Raw genomic sequence first — 23666 nt, 5'->3', positions numbered from 1 at the left:
GCAATTAAAAAACAATATTTTAGACAAAAAATTTAATTATTTCGAAATATAGAGGTGTGCCATGGCACAAACAGCAAAATCTAAATTCACACTGATTGGTGTGATCGTAGCCATCTTGGTGATTGGCTTAGTCATTTGGAATCAACAAAAGAAAAGTCATCAAAGTGAATTGGTGATTGGGATTAGCCCATCTTTTGCTAAACCCTTACAAGTCGCCGCAGATGAAGCCAAGCAGCAAGGACTGAACGTCAAATTGGTGGAATTTTCAGACTGGAATACCCCGAATATCACCCTAAACCACGGCGATATTGACGCAAACTTTTTCCAACATCAGCCGTTTCTAGACAATGCCAAAAAAGAAACGGATTTTAAAATCAAAGCCTTTGATGTCGGTGCTGCAACCCATGTCGGACTGTATTCAAAAAAGTATAAAAACTTTGCTGATTTACCCCATAAAGCCAAAGTGGTGATTCCGAATGATCCGGTCAATCAGGGCCGTGCCTTACAACTGCTACAGCAAGCCAAGCTCATTGAACTGAAACAACCAGATAACTTTTTATCGACTTTAAATGACATTGCAGCGAATCCTAAACAGCTTCAATTTATTGAGGTGGAAGGCCCTCAAACGGCACGTGCGATTGATGATGTCGATCTGGCTTTTGGCTATCCACATTATTTACGTCTAGCAAAAACTGCCGATCCTGAAAATGCCTTACTGTTTGACTCCAATACTGACAAGCGTTTTGCCATCTTATTTGCCGTACGTGATGACTATGTAGATCATGATGATAAACTGCGTAAATTTGTCGATATTTATCAAAACTCACCTAAAGTTAAACAAGCATTGGACGCAGATTTTGGTGCAAAACTGTGGTTCCCTGGTTGGAAATAAGGAGTCACTCATGGTGAGTTTCGGTTCATCGGTTGAGTTTGCCGTCCCGCATATCCAAATCAAAAATTTAAATAAATTTTATGATGTGCAAGGACAGCAGGTTCATGCCTTAAAAGATATCAATCTGAATATTCCACAAGGCAAAATATTCGGCATTATTGGAAAAAGCGGCGCGGGTAAATCTTCGCTGATTCGAACGCTGAATGGCTTAGAACAAATCAGTGAGGGCAGTATTCACATCCATCAACAGGAATTATCAAGCTTAAATCACGCAGAGTTGATAGCCCTACGTCAGCGTATTGGCATGATTTTTCAGCATTTTAATTTGATGTCTGCCAAAACCGTGTATGACAATATTGCACTGCCCCTTAAAATCGCCAATTTCAGTCAAGCCGATATTTCTCAGCGAGTGAATGAAGTGCTGAAGTTAGTAGGTCTTGAAAATAAAGCGGCGCACTACCCTTCTCAACTTTCAGGTGGGCAGAAACAGCGCGTCGGGATTGCACGAGCGTTAGTTCATCATCCAGAAATTTTACTCTGTGATGAAGCGACTTCTGCACTCGATCCAGAAAGTACTTCTGTTGTGCTGTCTTTGCTTAAAGAAATTAATCAAAAGCTCGGTATCACCATTGTGTTGATTACCCATGAAATGCAGGTCATTCGCGAGATTTGCGATCAGGTTGTGGTGATCGATCAAGGCGAAATTGTAGAAGCAGGACAGGTTTGGAAAGTGTTTTCTACGCCTCAGCAGCAGATCACACAAGAGTTACTCAACCTTGAACAACTTGATTTACCAAGCGACATTCAGCCACAACCGTCAGATTCAAATGATCAAATCATTTTAAAATTACGCTATGAATCGACACTACAACAGTCGCCTGACTTAAAGTTTATTTTTGATCAATTTCAGGCGCCAGTACATCTGTATCAAAGTCATATCGATAGTATTCAAGGGCATTTAATTGGCTCGTTGATTGTTGCTGTGGACCACAGCCATTTAGAGATCAACGCCTTATCTGAACAACTTAAACACCATATCACACAGATTGAGGTACTTGGCTATGCACGATCAACTCATTGATTTACTGATTAGTGGAACCATTGATACTTTACTGATGGTCGGCGTTTCAGCTTTTGTGGCCTTTCTGATCGGCCTGCCTTTAGCAGTCGTATTGGTGTGTAGTGCTGAACACGGGATTTATCCTTCAAAAAGCCTAAACCACACCCTAGGTTGGTTGGTCAATATTACCCGTTCGGTGCCTTTTCTTATTTTAATGGTGGCGCTCATTCCGCTCACGCGCTTTATTGTGGGCACCAGTTATGGCGTTTGGGCTGCCGTCGTGCCTTTAACCCTTGCGGCCACGCCTTTTTTTGCACGCATTGCAGAAGTGAGTTTACGTGAAGTCGATCAAGGTCTGATTGAGGCCGCTCAAGCCATCGGCTGTAATCGCAAACAAATCATTTGGCATGTGCTGCTCCCTGAAGCGCTTCCTGGCATCGTAGCGGGCTTTACTGTGACCTTGGTGACCATGATTAATTCTTCTGCCATTGCAGGGGCGATCGGTGCAGGTGGTTTGGGGGATATTGCTTACCGTTACGGTTATCAACGCTTTGATATGCAAATCATGCTGGCAGTGATAGTGGTCTTGGTCGCGATCGTGATGCTGGTTCAAGCCTGTGGAGATCACATTTCCAACCAATTGGATAAACGCAAAATTTAAAGATTTAAAGCGCCCCGCTCGATAATTTTTCGTATTTCTTAAAAAAATATGCCTCTATACATAAAAAAATACCCTAATCTGGATTAGGGTATTTTTCGATTAGATGCAAAATCAATTCTGTTCAATCAGCATCTTTAGATCAAATTAATAAGTCACACGGACATAATCACGATATTCAGGTTTCCAGAAATTCTCTTCAATCGCCTGTTCTAGTACTTCAATGCTGACATTTGGCGCAACACCATCAGCAATCGCAGCTAATGCCACTTTCAATGCGATTTTCTTCGAAATATCCTGTAAATAATCCAAACTTGGCAATAAATCGGCATTTGGATCTGCCAATTTTGGTGAACAGTCTGCCAACGCCGTACTAGATGCCATCAGCATATTTTCCGTCACACGTTTCGCCCCAGATGCAATCACACCGAGACCAATCCCCGGGAAAATATAGGAGTTATTACACTGTGAAATCTGATGAATCTTGCCATGATAATTCACTGGTGCAAATGGGCTACCAGTCGCAATCAGAGCCTTACCTTTGGTCCACTCAATAATATCTGCAGGCACCGCTTCGACACGCGATGTCGGATTAGACAGTGGCAACACAATAGGCTGTTCACAATTCGCAGCCATCGTTTCAATGACCTCTTGGCTAAACAGCCCTGGTTGTCCCGAAACACCAATCAGTACCGTAGGTTTGGCATTTTTCACCACATCCAACAGTGAAATCATAGATTCGGCATCAGCCCAATGTGCAACATTGTCTGTAGATTGCGCAAGTTTGCGTTGGAAATCTAAAAGATTCGGCTGATTTTCAGTAATTAAACCAAAGCGATCGACCATAAACACCCGCGCACGCGCTTGAGCATCGGTTAAACCTTCCGCCACCATTTGCTTGATGATCTGTTCTGCAATCCCGCAACCTGCTGAACCTGCCCCTAAGAATGTGACGATTTGATCTTTGAGCTGCTTGCCTGCTGCACGTGATGCCGCAATTAAACTTCCGACAGACACCGCTGCTGTTCCTTGAATATCATCATTGAAGCAGCAAATTTTATCGCGATATTTTTCCAGTAAAGGCATCGCATTTTTTTGTGCAAAGTCTTCAAATTGAATCAGCGCTTTTGGCCAACGTTGTTGAATGGCTTTAATCACGTCATCGACAAATTGATAATATTCTTCACCGCTGATACGAGGCTGACTCCATCCCATATAAATCGGGTCATTCAACAGCTGTTGGTTATTGGTTCCGACATCTAAAGTAATCGGCAAAGTATAGGCTGGACTGATCCCACCACACGCAGTGTACAGCGACAACTTACCAATCGGAATCCCCATCCCCCCAATGCCTTGGTCACCAAGACCAAGAATACGTTCACCGTCCGTAATCACGATCACTTTCACATTCTTTTTATTCACGTTATGAATAATTTGATCGATATGATCACGGTCAGGATATGAAATAAAAATCCCACGATGACGACGGTAAATGTCCGAGAAGCGCTGACAAGCCTCACCCACTGTTGGTGTATAGATGATCGGCATCATCTCACTGAGGTGATTTTCAATTAAGTGATAGAACAATGTTTCATTGGTGTCTTGAATATTGCGCAGGTAGATATGCTTATTGATATCACTATTAAATGCACAATATTGTTGATAAGAACGCTGACTTTGTTCTTCAATGCTTTCTGTGACGTGTGGAATTAAACCGTGCAAATTAAAGCTCTTACGTTCATCTTCATTAAACGCAGAACCTTTATTTAAAAGTGGGAGTTCTAAAAGTGTATTTCCGGCATAAGGAATATATAAAGGTCGTTTCGTTTTCAAATTTTCACTGGACATTATTTAACTCGTTTAATTAATCTTTTGTTTCGCACTGCAAAAAGCGAAATGCACAAAAGTGACTATCTCGTTATTTGTTATAGCCTATCCTGATTCGAGCGCTTTGGGGCATTTAGTAAATTGATAGTAGTTTTAGTTAGATTTTATAATCTGATAACTCGATCATGCATCCAATCATCGCAACGCCTATTTTGGCTTAAATGTATACGACTTTTAGCGAATCTTAGAAAATAACAAAAATAATTAATGATTAAATTTCAATCAATTAAATAAATTCAAAACAAAGCCTTAATTTTGGTAGGTCTTTGGTAGGTGTGAATTTAAAACATCCCTCGCAATACTCATTTCAGGTGAGTATCACCCATAACAACTCAAAATGATGGTAGAAGGAATCGCACCATGGCTTTTAAAAATATTGCAGATCAAACAAACGGTTTTTACATCCCTTGTGTTTCACTTTTTGGCCCCGGCTGTGCTAAAGAAATTGGTGCAAAGGCGCAAAATCTTGGCGCAAAGAAAGCGCTTATCGTGACCGATGCCGGTCTATACAAATTTGGTGTGGCAGACACCATTGCCGCATATTTAACTGAAGCTGGCGTAGAAAGTCATATATTCCCAGGCGCAGAACCCAACCCAACTGACACCAACGTACATAGCGGTGTAGATGCCTACAATGACAATGGCTGTGATTTTATTGTCTCTCTCGGTGGTGGCTCTTCTCATGACTGTGCCAAAGGCATTGGCTTAGTCACTGCAGGTGGTGGTCATATACGTGACTATGAAGGCATCGATAAAAGTACAGTCCCAATGACTCCACTCATTGCGATTAATACCACCGCAGGTACGGCATCAGAAATGACCCGTTTCTGTATCATTACCAATACTGACACCCATGTAAAAATGGCCATTGTCGATTGGCGTTGCACACCACTCATCGCAATTGATGATCCAAAACTCATGATTGCTAAACCTGCGGCATTAACTGCTGCAACTGGTATGGATGCCTTAACGCATGCCGTTGAAGCTTATGTATCAACTGCTGCAAACCCAATTACCGATGCGTGCGCAGAAAAAGCTATTTCAATGATTAGCGAATGGTTAAGTCCTGCGGTAGCCAATGGTGAAAACCTAGAAGCACGTGATGCGATGAGCTATGCACAGTATCTTGCAGGGATGGCATTTAACAATGCGTCTCTTGGTTATGTTCACGCAATGGCACACCAACTGGGTGGCTTCTACAACCTACCTCATGGTGTGTGTAATGCCGTACTATTACCGCACGTTTGTGAATTCAACTTGATCGCTTGCCCTGATCGTTATGCACGTATTGCACAGTTGATGGGTGTTCCAACTGATGGTCTTACTGTGACTGAAGCAGCCTATGCAGCAATTGCAGCAATTCGTGAACTTTCAGCATCCATTGGTATTCCATCAAGTCTGTCTGAACTCGGTGTGAAAGAACAAGACTTAAGCGTAATGTCTGAAAATGCACAAAAAGATGCCTGCATGCTGACCAACCCACGTAAAGCGACTCATGCTCAAGTGGTCGATATCTTTAAAGCAGCATTAAAACCAAGTGCATCTGTTGTTGACTTCAAAGCAGCTGTTTAAGTTCTATATTTCTTGCTTCATGCTAGCAACCTGAGTACCTGCAAAATCTCAGCTTTTGCAGGCTCAACTGAGTCTCCATTTCACATTCATTCAGGAAAGGCTGACCAAGGACTGGTCACTTTCATGCTCAGGTTGTTCTTTTTCTCTTTTTGAATTCCCCCACCTTCATTATTTAATTTGACAAAATGCCATGTCTCATCAAGGATAAAGTATAAATTCAAGAACATGGATCAATATAAAAATGACATATTCAGCAGTGCACTATCAATCCGATATTTTAGGCGCGGGCTATGAACAAACCACACTTCATTTTCCCGATGATTACGAAGGTGCTGTTGTTGCCACTTTAGTTCGTAAAAAAGCCGCACAAGCGGCATCTAAAGCAGTTCTGTATATTCACGGCTTTATTGATTATTTTTTCCAAACCGAAATGGCCGAACAATTTAATCAGCATGGCTTCGACTTTTACGCACTAGATTTAAGAAAATATGGTCGCTCCATCCGCCCGCATCAAAAATATTATAATGTGCACAACCTCTCCGAATACGATGCTGAAATTGACCAGGCCCTTGAGATTATCTCCGCTGAAGGGCACGATGCTTTACTGCTCTGCGGTCATTCCACAGGTGGCCTCACCACGACCTTATATGCGGCCCATCATCCCAATCATCCTCTAATTAAAGCCTTGTGGTGTAACAGCCCATTTTATGACTTTAATATGAATCCGATTAAGCGTGCGCTGGGGATTCCACAGCTCAGTAAATTGGCAAAGACTTTTCCAAATTTAAAATTCCCAAGTGAGCTGAATAAATGGTATACGGCGAGCCTACATCAAGATTTAAAAGGTGAGTGGGACTTTAATTTAGACTGGAAAAAAACTCGCTACCCAATGGTATATATCAGTTTTGTCCGCAGTATTTATGAAGCTCAAAAGGAAATTCATCAAGGTGTGACGATTGATGTACCGGTATTAGTGATGCATTCACATCAAACTAAAAATCCCAAAAAATGGGGTAAATCGGCTCAAAGCAGTGATGTGATTTTAGGGGTAAAAGATATCCAAAAATATGCCAAAAAAATTCAGGGCGATGTAACTATTCAAAGTATCCAAAATGGTTTACATGACTTAGTCCTTTCTGAGAAATCAGCACGCGAACAGGTTTATCACAATTTATTCCAATGGCTGAACAGTAAAGGTTTATAGACCAATCAACGCTTAAATAACGGATGTTTCACAAATGAATAAGCTATGGGTGCTGTTTAAATTTTAATAAAGTTTGATGAATAGGATGATTGCCAGGCATCAACTCAATTAAACGCTCAACAGCATCAATCGCCTCAGGGAAACGTGCCACATGTTTTAACAGCACATCGGTTTCTTTGGCATTAAAAATCGCCTGACTCAGACGTGATTCCAAACAATCTCGCCATGCACATAAAAATGGGCTTTCAGTTTTCGCCAAGAAGATCCCTGAACACAGTTTTAAGGCCGAATCGAGATAACCAGCATCGAGTGCCTGTTCAGCTTGCAAAAAATCAGCTTCCACTTGCGCCAATAAGCGATATGGTCGTGAACCTAACATACCACCCAAAATATCGCGCAACTGCGACATTTCAGCCTTTAAAGTACCGATACTGACTTTGCGTTCGCCATATAAAGCTTGATGCAATGTATCCAAAGTCATGCCTTGCGGGCACAACGCTAAAATCGTGAGTATTTCAATCTGACGCGGCGTCAGTACCATCACCTTGCCATTAAAGAGCACTTGCGGCACTGAAAATGCTCGTATATATAAATGCTGCTTTTGAAACTCTAATAACGCTGATTGAATAATCGAAGCACAACGTTCTGCGGCCAATAAACCCAGACTATTATGGTTTTTCCACACTGTTGATAAGTCAATGACCCCCAAAATTTGTCGGGTATGCGGATCAATAATTGGGGCAGCATAACAAACCCAATCATGTACCGAAGGCATGTAGTGCTCATTGGAAAATACGCAGCTCGATTGCTGTGTTTTAAGTGTCAATGCCAGCGCATTTGTGCCGACCAATTCTTCTCGCCATTGCCCACCCGCAATAAAATGCACACTTTCCGCAGCACTTTGCATTTGCCGGCTTGAAGCACTCCAAATAATAGTACTGCCCACATCACCCACTGCAAGCACCATCGAAGACTGCTGGGCAATATGTTTCAACTCATCAGCGCAATGCTGTAAGGCATGCTGTAAGGCCGTTGGTTGCGAATTTGAAGGAATTGGAAGTAAAGGCGCAGCAACACGATGCTCAGGAATTTCCGCCTGTGCAGAGCGTTGCCAAGAGCTCGCAATACTCTCATTGAGCTGCGAATTTTGCTGCTTAGACAGACTGGTTCGCTGCCTTAACCGTTCAATATTCTGTCGTTTTTCTAATAAATCCTGCTGCATCATCATTCATTATTCTCACAACAATTCATGACTGAAAATCCATTTTAACGGCTTTTGTTTTAAGGGCTGAAAAAAATATTGTAAACCTTCTTGTCTCCAACCTTTTTCCAACCTTATACAAGCTATGCTAATCAAATAATGTACAAAAGTACCTTATACCAAAGCTGTAGACAGCTAAGGTAAAGCAGCAAGACCAGATCATAATAAACAAGCAAAGGAAAATTCATATGCGTTATGTCGATCCTAATCAACCCGGTTCAAAAGTTCAGTTTAAAGCTCAGTATGAAAACCTGATTGGTGGCGAATGGGTCGCACCTGTCAAAGGCGAATACTTTGAAAATATCTCCCCTGTAGATGGTAAAGTCTTTACCAAAGTGCCACGTTCATCAGCTGAAGACATTGAATTGGCTCTCGATGCTGCGCACAAAGCAAAAGCGCAGTGGAATGCATCTTCACCAACCACGCGTTCCAATATTTTGTTAAAAATCGCTGATCGTTTAGAAGAGAATCTTGAGCTTCTGGCAGTGGCAGAAACATGGGACAACGGTAAACCGATCCGTGAAACTCTAGCTGCAGATATTCCACTGTGTATTGATCATTTCCGTTATTTTGCAGGCTGTATCCGTGCACAAGAAGGTGGTATTTCTGAAATTGATGAAAATACCATTGCTTACCATTTTCACGAGCCGTTGGGTGTGGTTGGGCAAATCATTCCATGGAACTTCCCTATCTTGATGGCTGCATGGAAACTTGCACCGGCTCTTGCTGCAGGTAACTGTATTGTATTGAAACCTGCAGAACAAACACCGGTGAGTATTTTAGTTTTAGCTGAATTAATTCAAGATATTCTACCACCAGGCGTACTCAACATCGTCAATGGTTATGGTGTAGAAGTTGGTCGTCCATTGGCGACTAATCCACGTATTGCCAAAATTGCTTTCACCGGTTCAACCGCTGTGGGACAAATGATTATGCAATATGCCACTGAAAATATCATTCCTGTGACATTGGAACTCGGTGGTAAATCACCGAACATTTTCTTTGAAGACATCATGGACAAAGACGATGAATTCTTAGATAAAACACTCGAAGGTTTTGCCATGTTTGCGCTTAACCAAGGTGAAATTTGTACATGTCCATCACGCGCATTAGTACAAGAAAGCATTGCAGATCGATTCTTGGAAATGGCAGTAGAGCGTGTGAAACGTATTAAGACGGGTCATCCACTCGATACCGATACCATGATTGGTGCGCAGGCATCACAAGAGCAGCAAGACAAAATTTTAGGCTGTATCGCTACAGGTAAAAATGAAGGCGCACAGCTCATTACTGGTGGTGATCCACGTAATGAAGTCGGTACAGGTTTCTATATTGAACCAACCATTTTCAAAGGCACCAATGACATGAAGATTTTCCAAGAAGAAATCTTCGGCCCTGTGCTTTCAGTAGCAACCTTTAAAGACTTTGATGATGCCATTAAAATTGCCAATGACACCATTTATGGTCTAGGTGCAGGTGTTTGGTCACGTTCAGCGCATACTTCTTATCGTGCAGGCCGTGCGATTCAGGCGGGCCGTGTTTGGACTAACTGCTACCACATTTACCCAGCCCATGCAGCATTTGGTGGCTATAAAAAATCAGGTATTGGCCGTGAAAACCACAAAATGATGCTTGATCATTATCAACAAACCAAAAACCTCTTGGTGAGCTATGACACCAAGCCAATGGGCTTCTTCTAAGTCTGAGTCTCAAAAAACAAAAAGCGAACTTCGGTTCGCTTTTTTATTAATGCTAATTTAAAATTGAATAAACGGTCTACCGCGCTGGGTCATTCATTTTGCAGACAAAGCATACTCAACAAAATGTAAATGATCGACACCCCAATACAATTCATCATCGACAAACCAACTTGGCGCCCCAAACACACCACGTTCAATAGCTTCTTCGGTAATAACTTTAAGCTCAGACTTTACTTTTTCATCTTCAAGCCATGATTTAACCTGCACTTCATCCAATCCAAGATCTTGCATCAATTGAATTAATTCATTGAGATCATTTAAATTGCGTGGCTGACCAAACATCGCGTTAAAAATACCCGTCAGCACATTGAGAAATGCTTCAGGCTGAAATAACTGGACTGCGGTTATCAAACGCATCAACTGCAAAGTATTGATTGGAAAATACGGATTCATTTGCACGGGAATCTGCCATAGATCTGACCAGCGCTTAAGATCCCGCATGGAATAGCGTGCCTTTGCAGGCACAGCCATCGGACTACTGTTGCCAGTAGCTTTAAACACCCCACCCAATAACATCGGTTTCCAGATAATCTCTGCCTGATATTGCTCAGCAATGTGCTGAATACGGTGAAATCCGATGTAGCTATATGGACTGCCAACATCAAAATAAAACTCGATTACTTTCATTTTTTTTCGTCCTTTTTTGCTTATTTTCCTAATATTTTTAAATCAGTGCTTACCAATGTTCCATCCATGGTCGCAGATCTAATTCATGCGTCCATGCATCCCGTGGTTGCTGTGAGAGATGCCAATAATTTTCCGCAATATGTACTGGATTTAAAATACCATCTTGCTCTTTTTTTGCGTACAAATCGGGAAAAGTCTCTTTAATAAAATCGGTATCAATTGCACCATCAACCACTACATGTGCCACATGAATATTTCTTGGTCCAAGTTCACGTGCCATGCTTTGTGCCAAGGCACGAAGCGCATGTTTTGCGCCAGCAAAAGCGGCAAAGCCTGCGGCACCGCGAACCCCAGCCGTCGCACCCGTAAAAATAATTGTGCCAGATTCACGGCTCACCATGCGCTTCGCCACTTCCCGACCAGTTAAAAATGCCGAGAAACATGCCATTTCCCAAATCTTAAAATATTTACGCGCTGTTTCTTCCAAAATACTACATGGCACATTGGCACCGATATTAAAGACCATCACCTCAATAGCACCAATACTGGACTCTATTTGCTCCACCAACTCAATGACTTGTTCTTCTTTACGTGCATCAGAAGCAAAACCATAGGCTTTTCCACCGAGTTGTTCAATCTCATCAATTAAAGGCTGTAATTTGTCTGCATTTCGTCGTGTCATACAGGCAATATAACCCTCTCGGGCAAAACGCTTAGCTATTTCACCACCAGTTGCATCACCTGCACCAATCACTAAAGCGACTTTTGACGAAGTCCGATTGAGTTGTTGCATAGTCTCACTCCATTGCTGTTTTATTTTTATTCCATGCTCATTTTATTTAAGCGTCGGTTTTAAACCACACATTATTAAATAACGATCGTTACTATAACGAATACTATGTTATGGTTAATTTATCGTCAATCTTATTTTCAAGGGTGTTGCAGATGCGCTACAAACCCGAATACAAACAAAAAAAACGCCAAGAACTTTTAACCATCAGCGGACAAATTGCGAAAAAAGACGGCTTTGCCGCAACAGGTGTGGATGGATTCATGAAAGCCGCCGGCGTCACCAGTGGTGCCTTTTACTCACATTTTTCGTCTAAACAAGAGCTACTTAAAGCCTTAATTGAACATGAGTTACAACACAGTTTTGATATGTGGCAAAACAATCCACATGATAATGCGCAGGATTGGATTGAATTTGAGCTTGACCGCTATTTAACCCCTGCACATGTTCAGCATCCCGAGCAAGGTTGTTCACTCCCCACGCTTGCGAGTGAAGTAGCGCGTGCAGATCAGGACACTAAGTTGATATATGAAACTGAATTACTGCGTGGTCACGCTTTATTTAGTCAGTATCTCGGTAGCAAAGAACTCGCTTGGGCCATAATTTGCCAACTTGCTGGTGCAATTTTAATTGCGCGAGCAGCTGCAGATCCACATTTGCAAAAAACTATTTTAGACGCCAATAAGATGATAATTCTGCAATATTTAGACAGTCATGCTGCCGTATCAACGTGATTGATTTTTATGTGACAGTTCATGGAGTTAAAGACCGACAGTTTTCCGACAGACTGCTCATCTCTTTCATTTGAATTATTTAAAATCTGTATAAGCTTACCCATTTTTATGCTTTTCAAGTGTTTAAAGATTCAGCATAAATGGCACAATTCAAATAAAGTCCTCTTTTCAAGGTTCTGACGACTGTGTATAACAATGAGCCAGTAAAGGAAACTCATAAGCATAGGCAAAGGACGCAAAAAAACGTTAGACTATGCAACAATCAATGCAAGTAAATGTCATTCGAGACAAACAAAAAGGTGAAGATTGATGCCGCTCAATACTGTTGAAGAGCTCGTAGCTGATATTCGTGCAGGTAAAATGGTCATCCTGATGGATGATGAAGATCGTGAAAATGAAGGCGACCTTGTCATCGCTGCGACCCACGTACGCCCTGAAGATATCAACTTCATGATTACGCATGCGCGTGGTCTTGTGTGCTTAACCTTGAGTAAAGAGCGTTGCCAGCAGTTAAATTTACCTTTAATGGTCGATGCAAACGGTGCACAGCACGGTACAAACTTCACATTATCGATTGAAGCAGCAAATGGCATTTCAACTGGCATTTCTCCTGCTGAACGTGCACATACCATTCAAACTGCTGTAGCAGCACATGCAAAACCCGCTGATATTGTTCAGCCAGGCCATATTTTCCCGCTTATGGCGCAGCCAGGTGGTGTACTACACCGTGCAGGTCATACTGAAGCAGGCTGTGACTTATCTCGTTTAGCCGGCCTAGAACCCGCATCTGTGATTTGTGAAATCATCAATGAAGACGGTACTATGGCGCGTCGCCCAGACCTTGAAGTGTTTGCTGAAAAGCATGGCTTAAAAATGGGGACCATTGCAGATCTGATTCACTACCGAATGACCAATGAACAAACTGTTGAGCGCATTGATCAACAAACCTTAGATACAGAATACGGTACATTTGAATTGTTCCGTTACCGTGAAATTGGTAATCCAGATATTCATTTAGCACTGGTTAAAGGCGAACCGAAACAAGGCGTGACCACTGTACGTGTACACGGTTTCAGCCCAGTTCGTGACTTATTAAAACTGAATAAACAAGATGGCGCTCCGGCGTGGAATCTCGATAAAGCACTCAAAGAAATCGCATCCAGCGATCGTGGTGTTTTAGTGTGGATTGGTCAGCGTCATTTACAGGACTTAGGCCCTGCTTTAGAAAATTTAACTGCACCGAAAAATGTTAAATCCAATGCGGCACTGTCTCAGCAGTATCAAACCATTGGTGTCGGCGCACAAATTTTACGTGATTTAGGCGTGGAAAAAATGAAGCTTCTTAGCTCGCCATTACGCTTTAATGCATTATCAGGTTTTAACTTAGAAGTGGTGGAATACATCACCGCAAATCAAACATCAGAGAAATAATCGAGGTTGCTATGGCAGTTCGCCGTATTGAAGGTATGTTACATCTCGCGAACGAAGACCGTTATGCGATTTTAGTTGGTCGTTTTAATAGCTTTGTTGTTGAACATTTGCTAGAAGGTGCCGTTGATACATTGAAACGTCATGGCGTATCAGAGGATAATATCACTGTTGTTCATGCACCGGGTGCTTGGGAACTTCCTGTGGTTGCAAAAAAACTTGCAGCTTCAGATCGTTTCGATGCCATCATCGCGCTTGGCGCAGTGATTCGTGGTAGCACGCCTCACTTCGATTTTGTTGCTGGCGAATGTGCCAAAGGTTTAGGCGTTGTTGGTCTAGACACTGGCTTACCAGTAATTAATGGTGTATTGACTACGGATAGTATTGAACAAGCGATTGAACGCTCGGGTACAAAAGCAGGTAATAAAGGTAGTGAAGCTGCCTTGACTGCTATTGAAATGGTTAACTTGTTAAAGGCTATTTAACGCTATGTCGCAAACACTTCAAGCAACTTATGCAGCAAAACGTAAAGCACGTCGCTTTGCTGTACAAGGAATTTATGAATGGCAAATGAGCCGCAATCCTGTGCATGAGATTGAAGCACGTACGCGTGTGGAAAATGCCATGCACAAGGTAGATCTCGGCTATTACCACGAGTTATTGACCGAGGTTGTTGCCAATCATGAAGCATTGGATGCGCTTTTAATCCCTGTACTCGATCGCGAAGTTGAAGCCTTAGATGGCGTTGAACTTGCAACCCTTCGTTTAGGCGCGTATGAACTCAAAGAACACCTTGAGATTCCTTACCGTGTCGTACTCGATGAAGCGATCGAGTTAGCTAAACATTTTGGCGGTGCAGACAGCCATAAGTACATCAATGGTGTATTGGATCGTTTAGCGACTACATTGCGTGCAGCAGAAAAGCAACAAGCTAATTAATTTATTAAGTAGTACGTTGTATGGCTGAGTTCTCTATCATTGATACCTATTTTAATCGTCACAGCAGCAGTGCTGTCGATTTAGGGGTCGGTGATGACTCAGCCTTGCTCACCCCTCCTCCACAGCAACAATTGGTCATCTGTGCCGATACTCTCGTTGCTGGACGTCATTTTCCTCTCAACACCAACCCACATGCCATTGGTTGGAAATCTGTTGCCGTCAATTTATCTGACATTGCTGCAATGGGCGCCAAACCGCATAGTATTTTACTGGCATTAAGCCTACCCCAAATTGATCATGAATGGCTCAAAGGCTTTAGTCAGGGTTTATATGATTGTTGCGATCAATTTGGTGTGAGTTTAATCGGTGGGGATACCACTCAAAGTCCTCATCTGACGATTTCTGTCACAGCATTAGGCTGGGTCGATATAGGCAAAGCAGTAACCCGCTCAGGCGCTCAAGTTGGTGATTTCATTTGTGTCAGCGGTCAAGTTGGCGATGCTGCATATGGATTACAGCATTTAGGACACCCACTGCAAAAGCGTTTAGATTATCCAACACCACGTTGCCAACTTGGTCAACAGCTCAAAGGCTTAGCTCATAGCATGATCGATGTCTCTGACGGCTTGGCTCAGGACTTAGGACATATTTTGCATGCCTCTAAAGTGGGTGCAGAAATCGAGTTAGATCAACTTCCTATCGACGACCATGTAAAACAATTACAACAAGAATCCCAATGGCAGTATGCACTCGCGGGTGGTGATGACTATGAGTTATGCTTTACAATAAGCCCGCAGAATTATCAAAAACTTCTGCAACTAGAATTAGATGTAAACATTCATAAAATTGGTCAAATTACTGAGCCACTCGGGCTGCGTTACAAAAACTACGGCACTGACCATATACTAAAATTTCAGGGATATCAGCATTTTGCATAAACCAGCCATTAACTTCAAACAAATGTCTTGGGCCAACAGAATAATCGCATTCTGTGGCGTGGGCTTTGGTTCTGGTCTTGCTCCCAAAGCACCGGGAACATTTGGCTCTGCGTTTGCTTTATTGTTTATTCCTGGTTGGCTTGCAATTGGATTTATCAACTCCATTATTGTCATGATCATCATGTCAATTGTCGGCATATTTATTTGTGGTCAAACCGCGAAAGTGATGGGCGTGCATGACGATGGGCGCATTGTCTGGGACGAGTTTGCAGGACAGTCTATTACTTTCCTTCCCGTTTTATACCTCGGACAAATGAACTGGACTTGGGCACTGATTGGTTTTGCCCTATTCCGTTTATTCGATGTATGGAAGCCTTGGCCTATTCGTGTCATTGATCGTCAAGTGGGTGGCGGTTTTGGCATCATGTTTGACGATATTATTGCGGGCCTTTGGGCTGCGCTTTGCATCTGTATTTATTTTTATATTTTGTCTATGTAATAGAAACACCTAGGATTTAAAATGTCTACGAGCGTTATTATTCTTGCTGCAGGTAAAGGAACACGCATGCGTTCAAATTTACCCAAAGTATTACAACCACTTGCAGGACAACCTTTACTCGGCCATGTCATTCACACTGCAAAAAAACTACAAGCAGCAGAAATAATTACCATCTATGGGCATGGCGGTGATCAAGTACAAAAAGCATTTGCCCATGAAAATATAAAATGGGTTGAACAAGCTGAACAATTGGGAACAGGTCACGCAGTGAAAGTAACCCTGCCCGTTTTGGCTAAAACAGGTGTATCACTGATTTTATCTGGTGATGTCCCATGCATTAGTGAAGATACTTTACAAAAACTACTCAATGCATCTACTCAAACAGGTATTGGCTTAGTGACCTTAACGGTTGCTGATGCGACAGGTTACGGGCGCATTGTGCGTGAAAATGGTAAGATTCAAGCCATTGTTGAACATAAAGATGCTTCTGAAGAACAACGTAAAATCAAAGAGTTTAATACCGGTATTTATGCAGTGAGCAATGCCAAATTGCATGAATGGCTGCCAAAATTGAGCAATAATAATGCGCAAGGTGAATATTACCTGACCGATATCGTTGCCATGGCGATTGCTGACGGTCTCGAAGTTGCATCTGTAGAACCAGAGCGTGCATTCGAAGTCGAAGGTGTGAATGACCGCGTACAATTAGCGGCATTAGAGCGTGAATTTCAAAATTTCCAAGCCAAACAACTGATGCAACAAGGCGTTCACCTCATCGACCCTGCTCGTTTTGATTTACGTGGCACATTAAAAGTAGGTCAAGATGTTCGCATTGACATTAATGTGATCATTGAAGGTAATTGTGAGCTCGGTGACAATGTCGAAATCGGCGCTGGTTGTGTAATAAAAAACACGCAAATTGCCGCAGGCACTAAAGTTCAACCGTATAGTGTATTTGACAGTGCTATTGTGGGTAAAAATACGCAAATTGGCCCATTCTCACGTTTACGCCCAGGTGCCAAACTTGCCAATGACGTACATATCGGCAATTTTGTTGAAGTAAAAAATTCAAGCATTGGCTTAGGCTCTAAAGCCAATCACTTCACCTACTTAGGTGATGCTGAAGTGGGTGCTGGATCAAATATTGGTGCGGGAACCATTACCTGTAACTATGATGGCGCCAATAAATTTAAAACCATCATTGGTGACAATGCCTTTATTGGCTCAAACAGCTCATTGGTTGCCCCTGTACACATTGCCAATGGTGCGACCGTCGGTGCTGGCTCAACCATTACCCGTGACGTAGCAGAAAATAGTCTTGCGGTAGAACGTTCTAAGCAATTTGCCAAAGAAAACTATCAACGTCCCCAAAAATTGAAGAAATAAGAGGATAAAATTATGTGTGGTATCGTCGGTGGCGTTGCAGAACGTAGTATTACCAATATTTTAGTAGAAGGTTTAAAACGCCTTGAATACCGTGGTTATGATTCAGCAGGATTAGCACTGATCAATAAAGGTCACGTCCTTCGCGAACGTCGTGTTGGTAAAGTTGCAAATTTAGAGCAAGCTGTAGAAGAAGCTGACATTACAGGTTCTGTCGGGATTGCACATACTCGCTGGGCAACCCATGGCAAGCCAACAGAGAATAATGCCCATCCACATATTTCTGGCACAGTTGCTGTTGTTCATAACGGTATTATTGAAAACTATCAAGAGCTTAAAGATGATCTTGAAGCTTTAGGCTATGTATTTACATCACAAACCGATACCGAAGTTGTTGCGCATTTGGTCAATGATGCCCTAAAAAGTACGCCAAGTTTATTGGAAGCGGTAAAGCAAGTTGTTCCTCAACTCAAAGGCGCTTATGCACTGGGTATCGTACATACAGATCATCCTGATGAATTAATCACAGTACGTGAAGGTTCACCACTTGTGATTGGTGTCGGTATTGGTGAGAACTTTATTAGCTCGGATCAATTAGCACTTTTACCGATTACCAACCGTTTTATCTACCTTGAAGAAGGTGATATTGCGCGTTTAACCCGTAATACCATTGAAGTATTTGTTGATGGTCAACTCGTGAACCGCCCAATTAAAGAGCTAGATGCAACGGTAAGTAACGCTTCGAAAGGTGAATACAAGCATTACATGCTCAAAGAAATTTATGAGCAACCTGAAGCGATTAAACAAACGATCTCTCAGGCATTAAATGGCAATGCACTACGTGATGATTTCTTAATCAATGCGACTGATGCTTTTACTAAAATTCAGCAAGTGCAAATCATTGCCTGCGGCACCAGTTACCATGCTGGTATGGTTGCCAAATATTGGTTTGAGCAACTCATTGACGTACCTTGCCAAGTCGAAATTGCCAGTGAGTTCCGTTATCGCTCGCCTGTGATTGTCAATAACACCCTGTATGTATGTATTTCTCAATCAGGTGAAACTGCAGATACGCTTGCTGCACTGCGTGATACACAAAAGCGTGCTGGCGCTAAGGGTTTAGACATTACCACCATGACCATTTGTAACGTTGCGACGTCTTCAATGGTCCGTGAAACCAACTATAGTTTGTTGACACTTGCAGGCCCTGAAATTGGTGTGGCTTCAACCAAAGCATTTACTACGCAGCTTGCAGCACTCATGCTTTTAGTTCTAAAAATGGGGCAAATTAAGCAGACCATTTCTGAAACTCAAATTGCTGAAATTATTGCAGACTTGTGGCATACGCCTAAGGTGATTTTAGATACGCTGCAAAACAATGCAGAAATTTTGCGTTTATCTGAGCTGTTTGTTGAAAAAAATCACTGCTTATTCTTAGGCCGTGGTACTGAGTTCCCTATCGCACTTGAAGGTGCTTTAAAACTCAAAGAAATTTCATATATTCATGCAGAAGGTTATGCTGCCGGTGAACTCAAACATGGTCCATTGGCTTTAGTGGATAACGACATGCCTGTTGTGATTCTAGCACCGAAAGATGACATGCTGGATAAACTCAAATCAAATATGGAAGAAGTCCAAGCACGTGGCGGTGAGTTATTTGTTTTCGCTGATGAAAATAGTGGGATTAAAGCCAAAGAGCGTCAACATGTGGTCTTTGTACCGAGTGTGAGCGCATTACTCGCTCCTATCGTGTACAGCATTCCTGTGCAATTACTTTCATACCATGTTGCTGTATTACGTGGAACTGATGTCGATCAGCCACGTAACTTGGCGAAGTCTGTGACGGTGGAATAATAATTTCGATCAAGGGCTAGAAATTCTAGCCCTTTTTTCTATAGTTGGAAATAACATGACAAAGCTTACTTGTTTTAAAGCCTATGACATCCGCGGCAAACTCGGTACAGAACTGAACGAAGAAATTGCTTATAAAATCGGTCGTGCTTATGGGCAAATTTATCAACCAAAAAAAATTGTGGTGGGCTGCGACATCCGTCTCAGCAGTGAAGATTTAAAACAAGCCACCATCAAAGGTCTGAATGATGCGGGTGTTGATGTTTTAGATTTAGGTATGACGGGGACTGAAGAGGTCTATTTCGGTGCCTTTCATCTCGATGTTCAAGGTGGGATCGAAATCACGGCAAGCCACAACCCGATGGACTATAACGGCATGAAATTGGTCCGCGAAAATGCACGTCCGATTGGAGCGGATTCAGGGTTAAAAGAAATTCGTTTATTGGCTGAATCAGGCAACTTTAATGAAGTTATCACTAAAGGCAAAACTGAAAAATACAATATTCTGCCTGAATATATTGATCATTTAATGTCGTATATTGATCCTGAAAAAATTCGCCCACTCAAATTAGTCATGAATGCGGGCAACGGCGCTGCTGGTCATGTGGTTGATGCCATTGAAGCAAAATTCAAACAACTTAACCTTCCAGTAGAATTGATTAAAATTCATAATGATGCTGATGGTACTTTCCCGAATGGTATTCCCAACCCGATTTTAGTTGAAAACCGTGACAGTACCCGTAATGCGGTGATTGAACATCATGCAGATATGGGTATCGCTTGGGATGGTGACTTTGACCGCTGCTTCTTATTTGATGAAAAAGGCCAATTTATTGAAGGTTATTACATCGTCGGTCTATTGGCGCAAGCTTTCTTACTGAAACAATCTGGTGAGAAAATTGTGCATGACCCTCGTCTGGTTTGGAACACCTTTGATGTCATTGAACAGTACCAAGGTGATGCCATTCAATCGAAATCAGGACATTCATACATCAAAGAAAAAATGCGTGAGCATAATGCTGTCTATGGCGGCGAGATGAGTGCGCATCATTATTTCCGTGATTTTGCTTACTGTGATAGCGGTATGATTCCATGGTTATTGGCAATTTCCGTGCTCTCAGAAACCCAACAAACCCTGTCTTCACTGGTTGAAGGCATGATTGAAAAGTTCCCTTGCTCGGGTGAGATCAATTTTAAAGTTGCAGATACTCAAGCCACCATTCAAAAGCTTTTTGATCACTTTGCCGATCAAAACCCTACGATTGATGAAACCGATGGTATCAGCCTTAATTTTGGTGCATGGCGTTTAAATGTGCGTGCTTCCAATACTGAGCCTTTATTGCGCCTCAACATTGAAAGCCGTAAAGACCAAAATCCGAAACCAATGCAAGATTATGTCGATGAATTAACACAGTTGATTCAAGGTTAAATTATTCTGCATTCTAATAAAAAACCATTCAACCTATACAATAAGTTGAATGGTTTTATTTTTAGCTGAATTCTCGATGGGTTCTCTAAAAACTAACAGCTTATTAAAACAATGAGCGATCCAAAGGAATTTCCACACCCAGTGATATACCACTGTCTTGACCATAGACATCTGAATCACTCACCCAGCCACTGAGTTTAAGTGGTGCATTGGGCTTTATATAATGCGTCCAAGTTAGGTCTAAAGCTTTGATTTCATCTTTTTGGGCAAATGCATGATTGATACTTAAATTAGACTGATTGACTTTTGCCACTAACACACGTCCATTTAAACGATTCATAGGATCAAAGCGAATGTCTCCACCGAGACTATACATTTGACCATCGCCTCCCATGGCATGACCCAAAGGAAATCCATGCTGATAATAGCCATCTTTATAATTATGGTGATTATAAGAATACCCCCTAACCTCTCCATTAGTGCGCGTATCTGCCCATTCCGCATAAAGCTGTAAAGGTATATTCTTCACTTGTGAAGAATATTCAATTCCTGATAAATACATTTTTCTTGATGGCAATAAACCCGATTCATCCTCACCCATGAACTGCCCATACAAACTCAAAGGTATATTAAACCATTGTTGAAAATTCAACCTTGCGTCTAATCCTGCAATTTGATTTGATGCATTGCCATTATTCACACACCCATTATCATCACACGCATTGTCCTTCCCAATAAAAGCATTCCAATACGCTTTTAACCCATCTGGTTGTCCCTGCCCATCAATTTGAAATGTGCGAGATGCTCCTAATTCAAGATAAGGCAATGGCTGTGCAGTTAAGCGTAGACCCAATAAATTCGTATTGGGTACCGCCGCATAATCATCTAATTGACCTGCAAAGGCTTGATATTGCCAAGGTCCAATCCAAGATAACCATTTTGTTTCAAATGCTTGTTGTTCAGCACGCTGCATGGTCAAGCCATAGACTGGACGGCTTGCATCACCTCGAACTAGACTACCATCATGCCCTGGCCCCCAATAGGTCGGGATTTGCCCAGCAATGAGCCATTGATTCCACAATTTTCCAGCAAAATATGAGCCTTCTACATTGACATCCTGTCCATGATCGATGATCGGATCTTTTTCAGCATTGACACGCAGTCTTGCATCCCACTGCGCTCCGCCGGCATTCAATTCAAGTGCAGCTTGATATTGGGACTTTTGCTCATCTGCAAATTGCTGCGGAATATTTTGTGGATCTGTTTCAGCAAATAAAGCGAGCTTAATAGTGGTATTTTCTGCTTCTAAATTTGCCATAACCGAATTGAGAACTTTCTGCTGAGCATTATTTTCAATTTTTGCAGTAGATAACGCACGCTGAATTTCTTCTCCACTCAATGGCCAAGTCGAGGTACTGATTTGGATCACACCTTGTTGGTTCAGCCAATTTAAATCTGTACGTAGATCATTATTATTCAAAATGATCCCTTGAGCGTAAACTGGCAGAGCTAGAGAAGAAAAAATAGCAAATGATAAAACCCTAAGAGTTTGATATTTCATATATTATTTCAATCAATTTATCTTTCACATATGATAACGATTTTTTTCAAACAAAAGATAAGATCTATCATTATTTTTGCACAATCAATACATGACTTGAGTTAGGTATTGAGAAGTATGGCAAATACAAAATTCGCCATACTGTCTTTAATGAATTTACACACTAAATTTTAATCTTAGTTATAACCATTTGGATTTTGCTTTTGCCAATTCCAGCTGTCCTGCAGCATGTCCTTTAAATCATACTGAGGCTTCCAACCCAGCTCTTTGACTGCACGCGCATTATCTGCAAAAGAAACAGCTGTATCGCCTGCGCGGCGCGGCGCAAACTCAAAAGGAATCTGGATATTATTTACTTGCTCAAAGGTATTTTTCAGTTCAAGTACAGAAGATCCATGGCCGGTACCGATATTCCAGGCGCGGCAGCCTGCAGCCTGCAAACGGTTATTCAAGGCGCATAAATGCGCATTCGCCAGATCCACCACATGAATATAATCACGCACACCGGTACCGTCTGGGGTTTCATAATCATTGCCGAAAATCGAAAGCTTCTCACGGCGCCCGACCGCAACTTGAGTCAAATATGGCATTAAGTTATTCGGAATGCCATTAGGATCCTCACCGATCCGGCCGCTCTTGTGCGCGCCTACCGGATTGAAATAGCGAAGCAGCGCAATCGACCACTGCCCATCTGCAGCGGCCAGCTTTTCCAGCATCTGCTCCACAATCAGCTTAGTATAGCCGTAATTATTGCTCGGCATGCCTGTCGGCATATCTTCATTCAACGGTGAGGCATTTGACTCATCATAAACAGTGGCAGATGAACTGAACACCAGCTTAAACACACCTGCCCGCTGCATTGCTTGGATCAGACTGATTGTACCGCCGATATTATTGTCGAAATACCTCAAGGGTATCTGCTGTGACTCGCCCACTGCCTTTAAGCCCGCAAAATGAATCACAGCATCAATAGAATGCTCTTGAAATAGCTGATCAAGCACAGCAGTATCCCGAATATCGCCTTCAATGAAACTTAATTTTTTCTGTGTCAGCTGTTCCGCCCGGCTCAAAGACGCTGCAGAACTGTTAGATAAATTATCCAGCACCACCACATCATGACCGACTGTCAGCAATTCAACACAGGTATGCGACCCAATATAGCCTGCACCGCCGGTCACTAAAATTTTTGCCAT

21 protein-coding genes are annotated in these 23666 nt (G+C 42.2%); 15 read left to right on the top strand and 6 right to left on the bottom strand.

Annotated features, from left to right (window positions below):
* The first annotated feature begins 61 nt into the window (after positions 1-61).
* Genes AC4CU0_RS00540 through AC4CU0_RS00530 form a run of 3 tightly spaced genes read left to right on the top strand, consistent with a single transcriptional unit; the run spans position 62 to position 2613 of the window.
* Positions 62-892 (top strand): MetQ/NlpA family ABC transporter substrate-binding protein, encoded by an 831-nt coding sequence (locus AC4CU0_RS00540; RefSeq protein ID WP_078194065.1) that lies wholly within the window; start codon positions 62-64, stop codon positions 890-892.
* A 10-nt stretch (positions 893-902) separates the two neighbouring features.
* The gene (locus AC4CU0_RS00535) at positions 903-1973 is read left to right on the top strand and encodes a methionine ABC transporter ATP-binding protein (protein ID WP_490743570.1); all 1071 of its coding nucleotides are present in this window, start codon (positions 903-905) and stop codon (positions 1971-1973) included.
* Entirely contained in the window at positions 1954-2613 is a 660-nt protein-coding gene (locus AC4CU0_RS00530) for a methionine ABC transporter permease (protein ID WP_078191524.1), read from the top strand. Before AC4CU0_RS00535 ends, AC4CU0_RS00530 begins: the two co-directional genes overlap by 20 nt.
* A 144-nt stretch (positions 2614-2757) precedes the next feature.
* Here the strand turns inward: AC4CU0_RS00530 and AC4CU0_RS00525 are convergent, their stop codons facing one another.
* Positions 2758-4458, bottom strand: coding sequence for an NAD-dependent malic enzyme (locus AC4CU0_RS00525; protein ID WP_490743569.1), 1701 nt, complete (start codon positions 4456-4458; stop codon positions 2758-2760).
* Between the two features lie 399 nt (positions 4459-4857).
* Between AC4CU0_RS00525 and mdh the strand changes: the two genes are divergently transcribed.
* Positions 4858-6069, top strand: a complete 1212-nt coding sequence (gene mdh, locus AC4CU0_RS00520; protein ID WP_490743568.1) for an iron-dependent methanol dehydrogenase — start codon at positions 4858-4860, stop codon at positions 6067-6069.
* 241 nt (positions 6070-6310) lie between these two features.
* A complete protein-coding gene (locus tag AC4CU0_RS00515) occupies positions 6311-7273 on the top strand; it encodes an alpha/beta hydrolase (protein ID WP_490743567.1) in 963 nt (320 codons plus the stop codon).
* A gap of 43 nt (positions 7274-7316) precedes the next feature.
* Here the strand turns inward: AC4CU0_RS00515 and AC4CU0_RS00510 are convergent, their stop codons facing one another.
* Complete coding sequence (locus AC4CU0_RS00510; RefSeq protein ID WP_067765573.1) at positions 7317-8501, bottom strand: helix-turn-helix domain-containing protein; 1185 nt, start codon at positions 8499-8501, stop codon at positions 7317-7319.
* Positions 8502-8722: 221 nt separating this feature from the next.
* On the opposite strand from AC4CU0_RS00510, the gene exaC reads away from it, so the two are divergent.
* Positions 8723-10234, top strand: coding sequence for an acetaldehyde dehydrogenase ExaC (gene exaC / locus AC4CU0_RS00505; RefSeq protein ID WP_067765576.1), 1512 nt, complete (start codon positions 8723-8725; stop codon positions 10232-10234).
* A gap of 93 nt (positions 10235-10327) precedes the next feature.
* On the opposite strand, the gene AC4CU0_RS00500 is transcribed toward exaC, so the two are convergent.
* Positions 10328-10921 (bottom strand): 2-hydroxychromene-2-carboxylate isomerase, encoded by a 594-nt coding sequence (locus AC4CU0_RS00500; protein ID WP_490743566.1) that lies wholly within the window; start codon positions 10919-10921, stop codon positions 10328-10330.
* A gap of 49 nt (positions 10922-10970) precedes the next feature.
* The gene (locus AC4CU0_RS00495) at positions 10971-11714 is read right to left on the bottom strand and encodes an SDR family oxidoreductase (RefSeq protein ID WP_180056341.1); all 744 of its coding nucleotides are present in this window, start codon (positions 11712-11714) and stop codon (positions 10971-10973) included.
* Positions 11715-11866: 152 nt separating this feature from the next.
* On the opposite strand from AC4CU0_RS00495, the gene AC4CU0_RS00490 reads away from it, so the two are divergent.
* From AC4CU0_RS00490 to AC4CU0_RS00450, 9 genes are all read left to right on the top strand, one after another.
* Positions 11867-12445: a TetR/AcrR family transcriptional regulator gene (locus tag AC4CU0_RS00490; RefSeq protein WP_427938566.1), complete on the top strand. Its 579-nt coding sequence runs from the start codon at positions 11867-11869 to the stop codon at positions 12443-12445.
* 309 nt (positions 12446-12754) lie between these two features.
* On the top strand, positions 12755-13876 hold the full coding sequence (gene ribBA / locus AC4CU0_RS00485) for a bifunctional 3,4-dihydroxy-2-butanone-4-phosphate synthase/GTP cyclohydrolase II (protein WP_078191533.1): 1122 nt from the start codon (positions 12755-12757) through the stop codon (positions 13874-13876).
* A gap of 11 nt (positions 13877-13887) precedes the next feature.
* Positions 13888-14358: a 6,7-dimethyl-8-ribityllumazine synthase gene (gene ribH, locus AC4CU0_RS00480; protein ID WP_067765591.1), complete on the top strand. Its 471-nt coding sequence runs from the start codon at positions 13888-13890 to the stop codon at positions 14356-14358.
* 4 nt (positions 14359-14362) lie between these two features.
* Entirely contained in the window at positions 14363-14812 is a 450-nt protein-coding gene (gene nusB, locus AC4CU0_RS00475) for a transcription antitermination factor NusB (RefSeq protein ID WP_067765594.1), read from the top strand.
* Between the two features lie 20 nt (positions 14813-14832).
* On the top strand, positions 14833-15750 hold the full coding sequence (gene thiL / locus AC4CU0_RS00470; RefSeq protein ID WP_490743565.1) for a thiamine-phosphate kinase: 918 nt from the start codon (positions 14833-14835) through the stop codon (positions 15748-15750).
* Positions 15751-15772: 22 nt separating this feature from the next.
* Complete coding sequence (locus tag AC4CU0_RS00465) at positions 15773-16249, top strand: phosphatidylglycerophosphatase A family protein (protein WP_180056358.1); 477 nt, start codon at positions 15773-15775, stop codon at positions 16247-16249.
* Positions 16250-16270: 21 nt separating this feature from the next.
* The gene (gene glmU, locus AC4CU0_RS00460) at positions 16271-17635 is read left to right on the top strand and encodes a bifunctional UDP-N-acetylglucosamine diphosphorylase/glucosamine-1-phosphate N-acetyltransferase GlmU (RefSeq protein ID WP_490743564.1); all 1365 of its coding nucleotides are present in this window, start codon (positions 16271-16273) and stop codon (positions 17633-17635) included.
* Between the two features lie 12 nt (positions 17636-17647).
* Positions 17648-19486 (top strand): glutamine--fructose-6-phosphate transaminase (isomerizing), encoded by a 1839-nt coding sequence (glmS, locus tag AC4CU0_RS00455; RefSeq protein ID WP_490743563.1) that lies wholly within the window; start codon positions 17648-17650, stop codon positions 19484-19486.
* 55 nt (positions 19487-19541) lie between these two features.
* Positions 19542-20912 (top strand): phosphohexomutase domain-containing protein, encoded by a 1371-nt coding sequence (locus AC4CU0_RS00450; protein WP_490743562.1) that lies wholly within the window; start codon positions 19542-19544, stop codon positions 20910-20912.
* A gap of 103 nt (positions 20913-21015) precedes the next feature.
* On the opposite strand, the gene AC4CU0_RS00445 is transcribed toward AC4CU0_RS00450, so the two are convergent.
* Entirely contained in the window at positions 21016-22473 is a 1458-nt protein-coding gene (locus AC4CU0_RS00445; RefSeq protein WP_490743561.1) for a capsule assembly Wzi family protein, read from the bottom strand.
* A 176-nt stretch (positions 22474-22649) separates the two neighbouring features.
* Complete coding sequence (galE, locus tag AC4CU0_RS00440; protein WP_490743560.1) at positions 22650-23666, bottom strand: UDP-glucose 4-epimerase GalE; 1017 nt, start codon at positions 23664-23666, stop codon at positions 22650-22652.

The sequence above is a fragment of the Acinetobacter sp. LipI_15 genome (genome assembly GCF_058242865.1).
This window is presented reverse-complemented; position numbering and strand designations above follow the sequence as displayed.

What these genes read in the sequence shown, in the direction of transcription:
- exaC (WP_067765576.1), top strand. Translation starts at nt 8,723, where the DNA reads ATGCGTTATGTCGATCCTAATCAACCCGGTTCAAAAGTTCAGTTTAAA.
- AC4CU0_RS00465 (WP_180056358.1), top strand. Translation starts at nt 15,773, where the DNA reads ATGTCTTGGGCCAACAGAATAATCGCATTCTGTGGCGTGGGCTTTGGT.
- AC4CU0_RS00450 (WP_490743562.1), top strand. Translation starts at nt 19,542, where the DNA reads ATGACAAAGCTTACTTGTTTTAAAGCCTATGACATCCGCGGCAAACTC.
- AC4CU0_RS00540 (WP_078194065.1), top strand. Translation starts at nt 62, where the DNA reads ATGGCACAAACAGCAAAATCTAAATTCACACTGATTGGTGTGATCGTA.
- AC4CU0_RS00515 (WP_490743567.1), top strand. Translation starts at nt 6,311, where the DNA reads ATGACATATTCAGCAGTGCACTATCAATCCGATATTTTAGGCGCGGGC.
- AC4CU0_RS00445 (WP_490743561.1), bottom strand. Translation starts at nt 22,473, where the DNA reads ATGAAATATCAAACTCTTAGGGTTTTATCATTTGCTATTTTTTCTTCT.
- ribBA (WP_078191533.1), top strand. Translation starts at nt 12,755, where the DNA reads ATGCCGCTCAATACTGTTGAAGAGCTCGTAGCTGATATTCGTGCAGGT.
- AC4CU0_RS00525 (WP_490743569.1), bottom strand. Translation starts at nt 4,458, where the DNA reads ATGTCCAGTGAAAATTTGAAAACGAAACGACCTTTATATATTCCTTAT.
- nusB (WP_067765594.1), top strand. Translation starts at nt 14,363, where the DNA reads ATGTCGCAAACACTTCAAGCAACTTATGCAGCAAAACGTAAAGCACGT.
- AC4CU0_RS00490 (WP_427938566.1), top strand. Translation starts at nt 11,867, where the DNA reads ATGCGCTACAAACCCGAATACAAACAAAAAAAACGCCAAGAACTTTTA.
- galE (WP_490743560.1), bottom strand. Translation starts at nt 23,666, where the DNA reads ATGGCAAAAATTTTAGTGACCGGCGGTGCAGGCTATATTGGGTCGCAT.
- ribH (WP_067765591.1), top strand. Translation starts at nt 13,888, where the DNA reads ATGGCAGTTCGCCGTATTGAAGGTATGTTACATCTCGCGAACGAAGAC.
- AC4CU0_RS00510 (WP_067765573.1), bottom strand. Translation starts at nt 8,501, where the DNA reads ATGATGATGCAGCAGGATTTATTAGAAAAACGACAGAATATTGAACGG.
- AC4CU0_RS00500 (WP_490743566.1), bottom strand. Translation starts at nt 10,921, where the DNA reads ATGAAAGTAATCGAGTTTTATTTTGATGTTGGCAGTCCATATAGCTAC.
- glmS (WP_490743563.1), top strand. Translation starts at nt 17,648, where the DNA reads ATGTGTGGTATCGTCGGTGGCGTTGCAGAACGTAGTATTACCAATATT.
- AC4CU0_RS00530 (WP_078191524.1), top strand. Translation starts at nt 1,954, where the DNA reads ATGCACGATCAACTCATTGATTTACTGATTAGTGGAACCATTGATACT.
- mdh (WP_490743568.1), top strand. Translation starts at nt 4,858, where the DNA reads ATGGCTTTTAAAAATATTGCAGATCAAACAAACGGTTTTTACATCCCT.
- glmU (WP_490743564.1), top strand. Translation starts at nt 16,271, where the DNA reads ATGTCTACGAGCGTTATTATTCTTGCTGCAGGTAAAGGAACACGCATG.
- thiL (WP_490743565.1), top strand. Translation starts at nt 14,833, where the DNA reads ATGGCTGAGTTCTCTATCATTGATACCTATTTTAATCGTCACAGCAGC.
- AC4CU0_RS00535 (WP_490743570.1), top strand. Translation starts at nt 903, where the DNA reads ATGGTGAGTTTCGGTTCATCGGTTGAGTTTGCCGTCCCGCATATCCAA.
- AC4CU0_RS00495 (WP_180056341.1), bottom strand. Translation starts at nt 11,714, where the DNA reads ATGCAACAACTCAATCGGACTTCGTCAAAAGTCGCTTTAGTGATTGGT.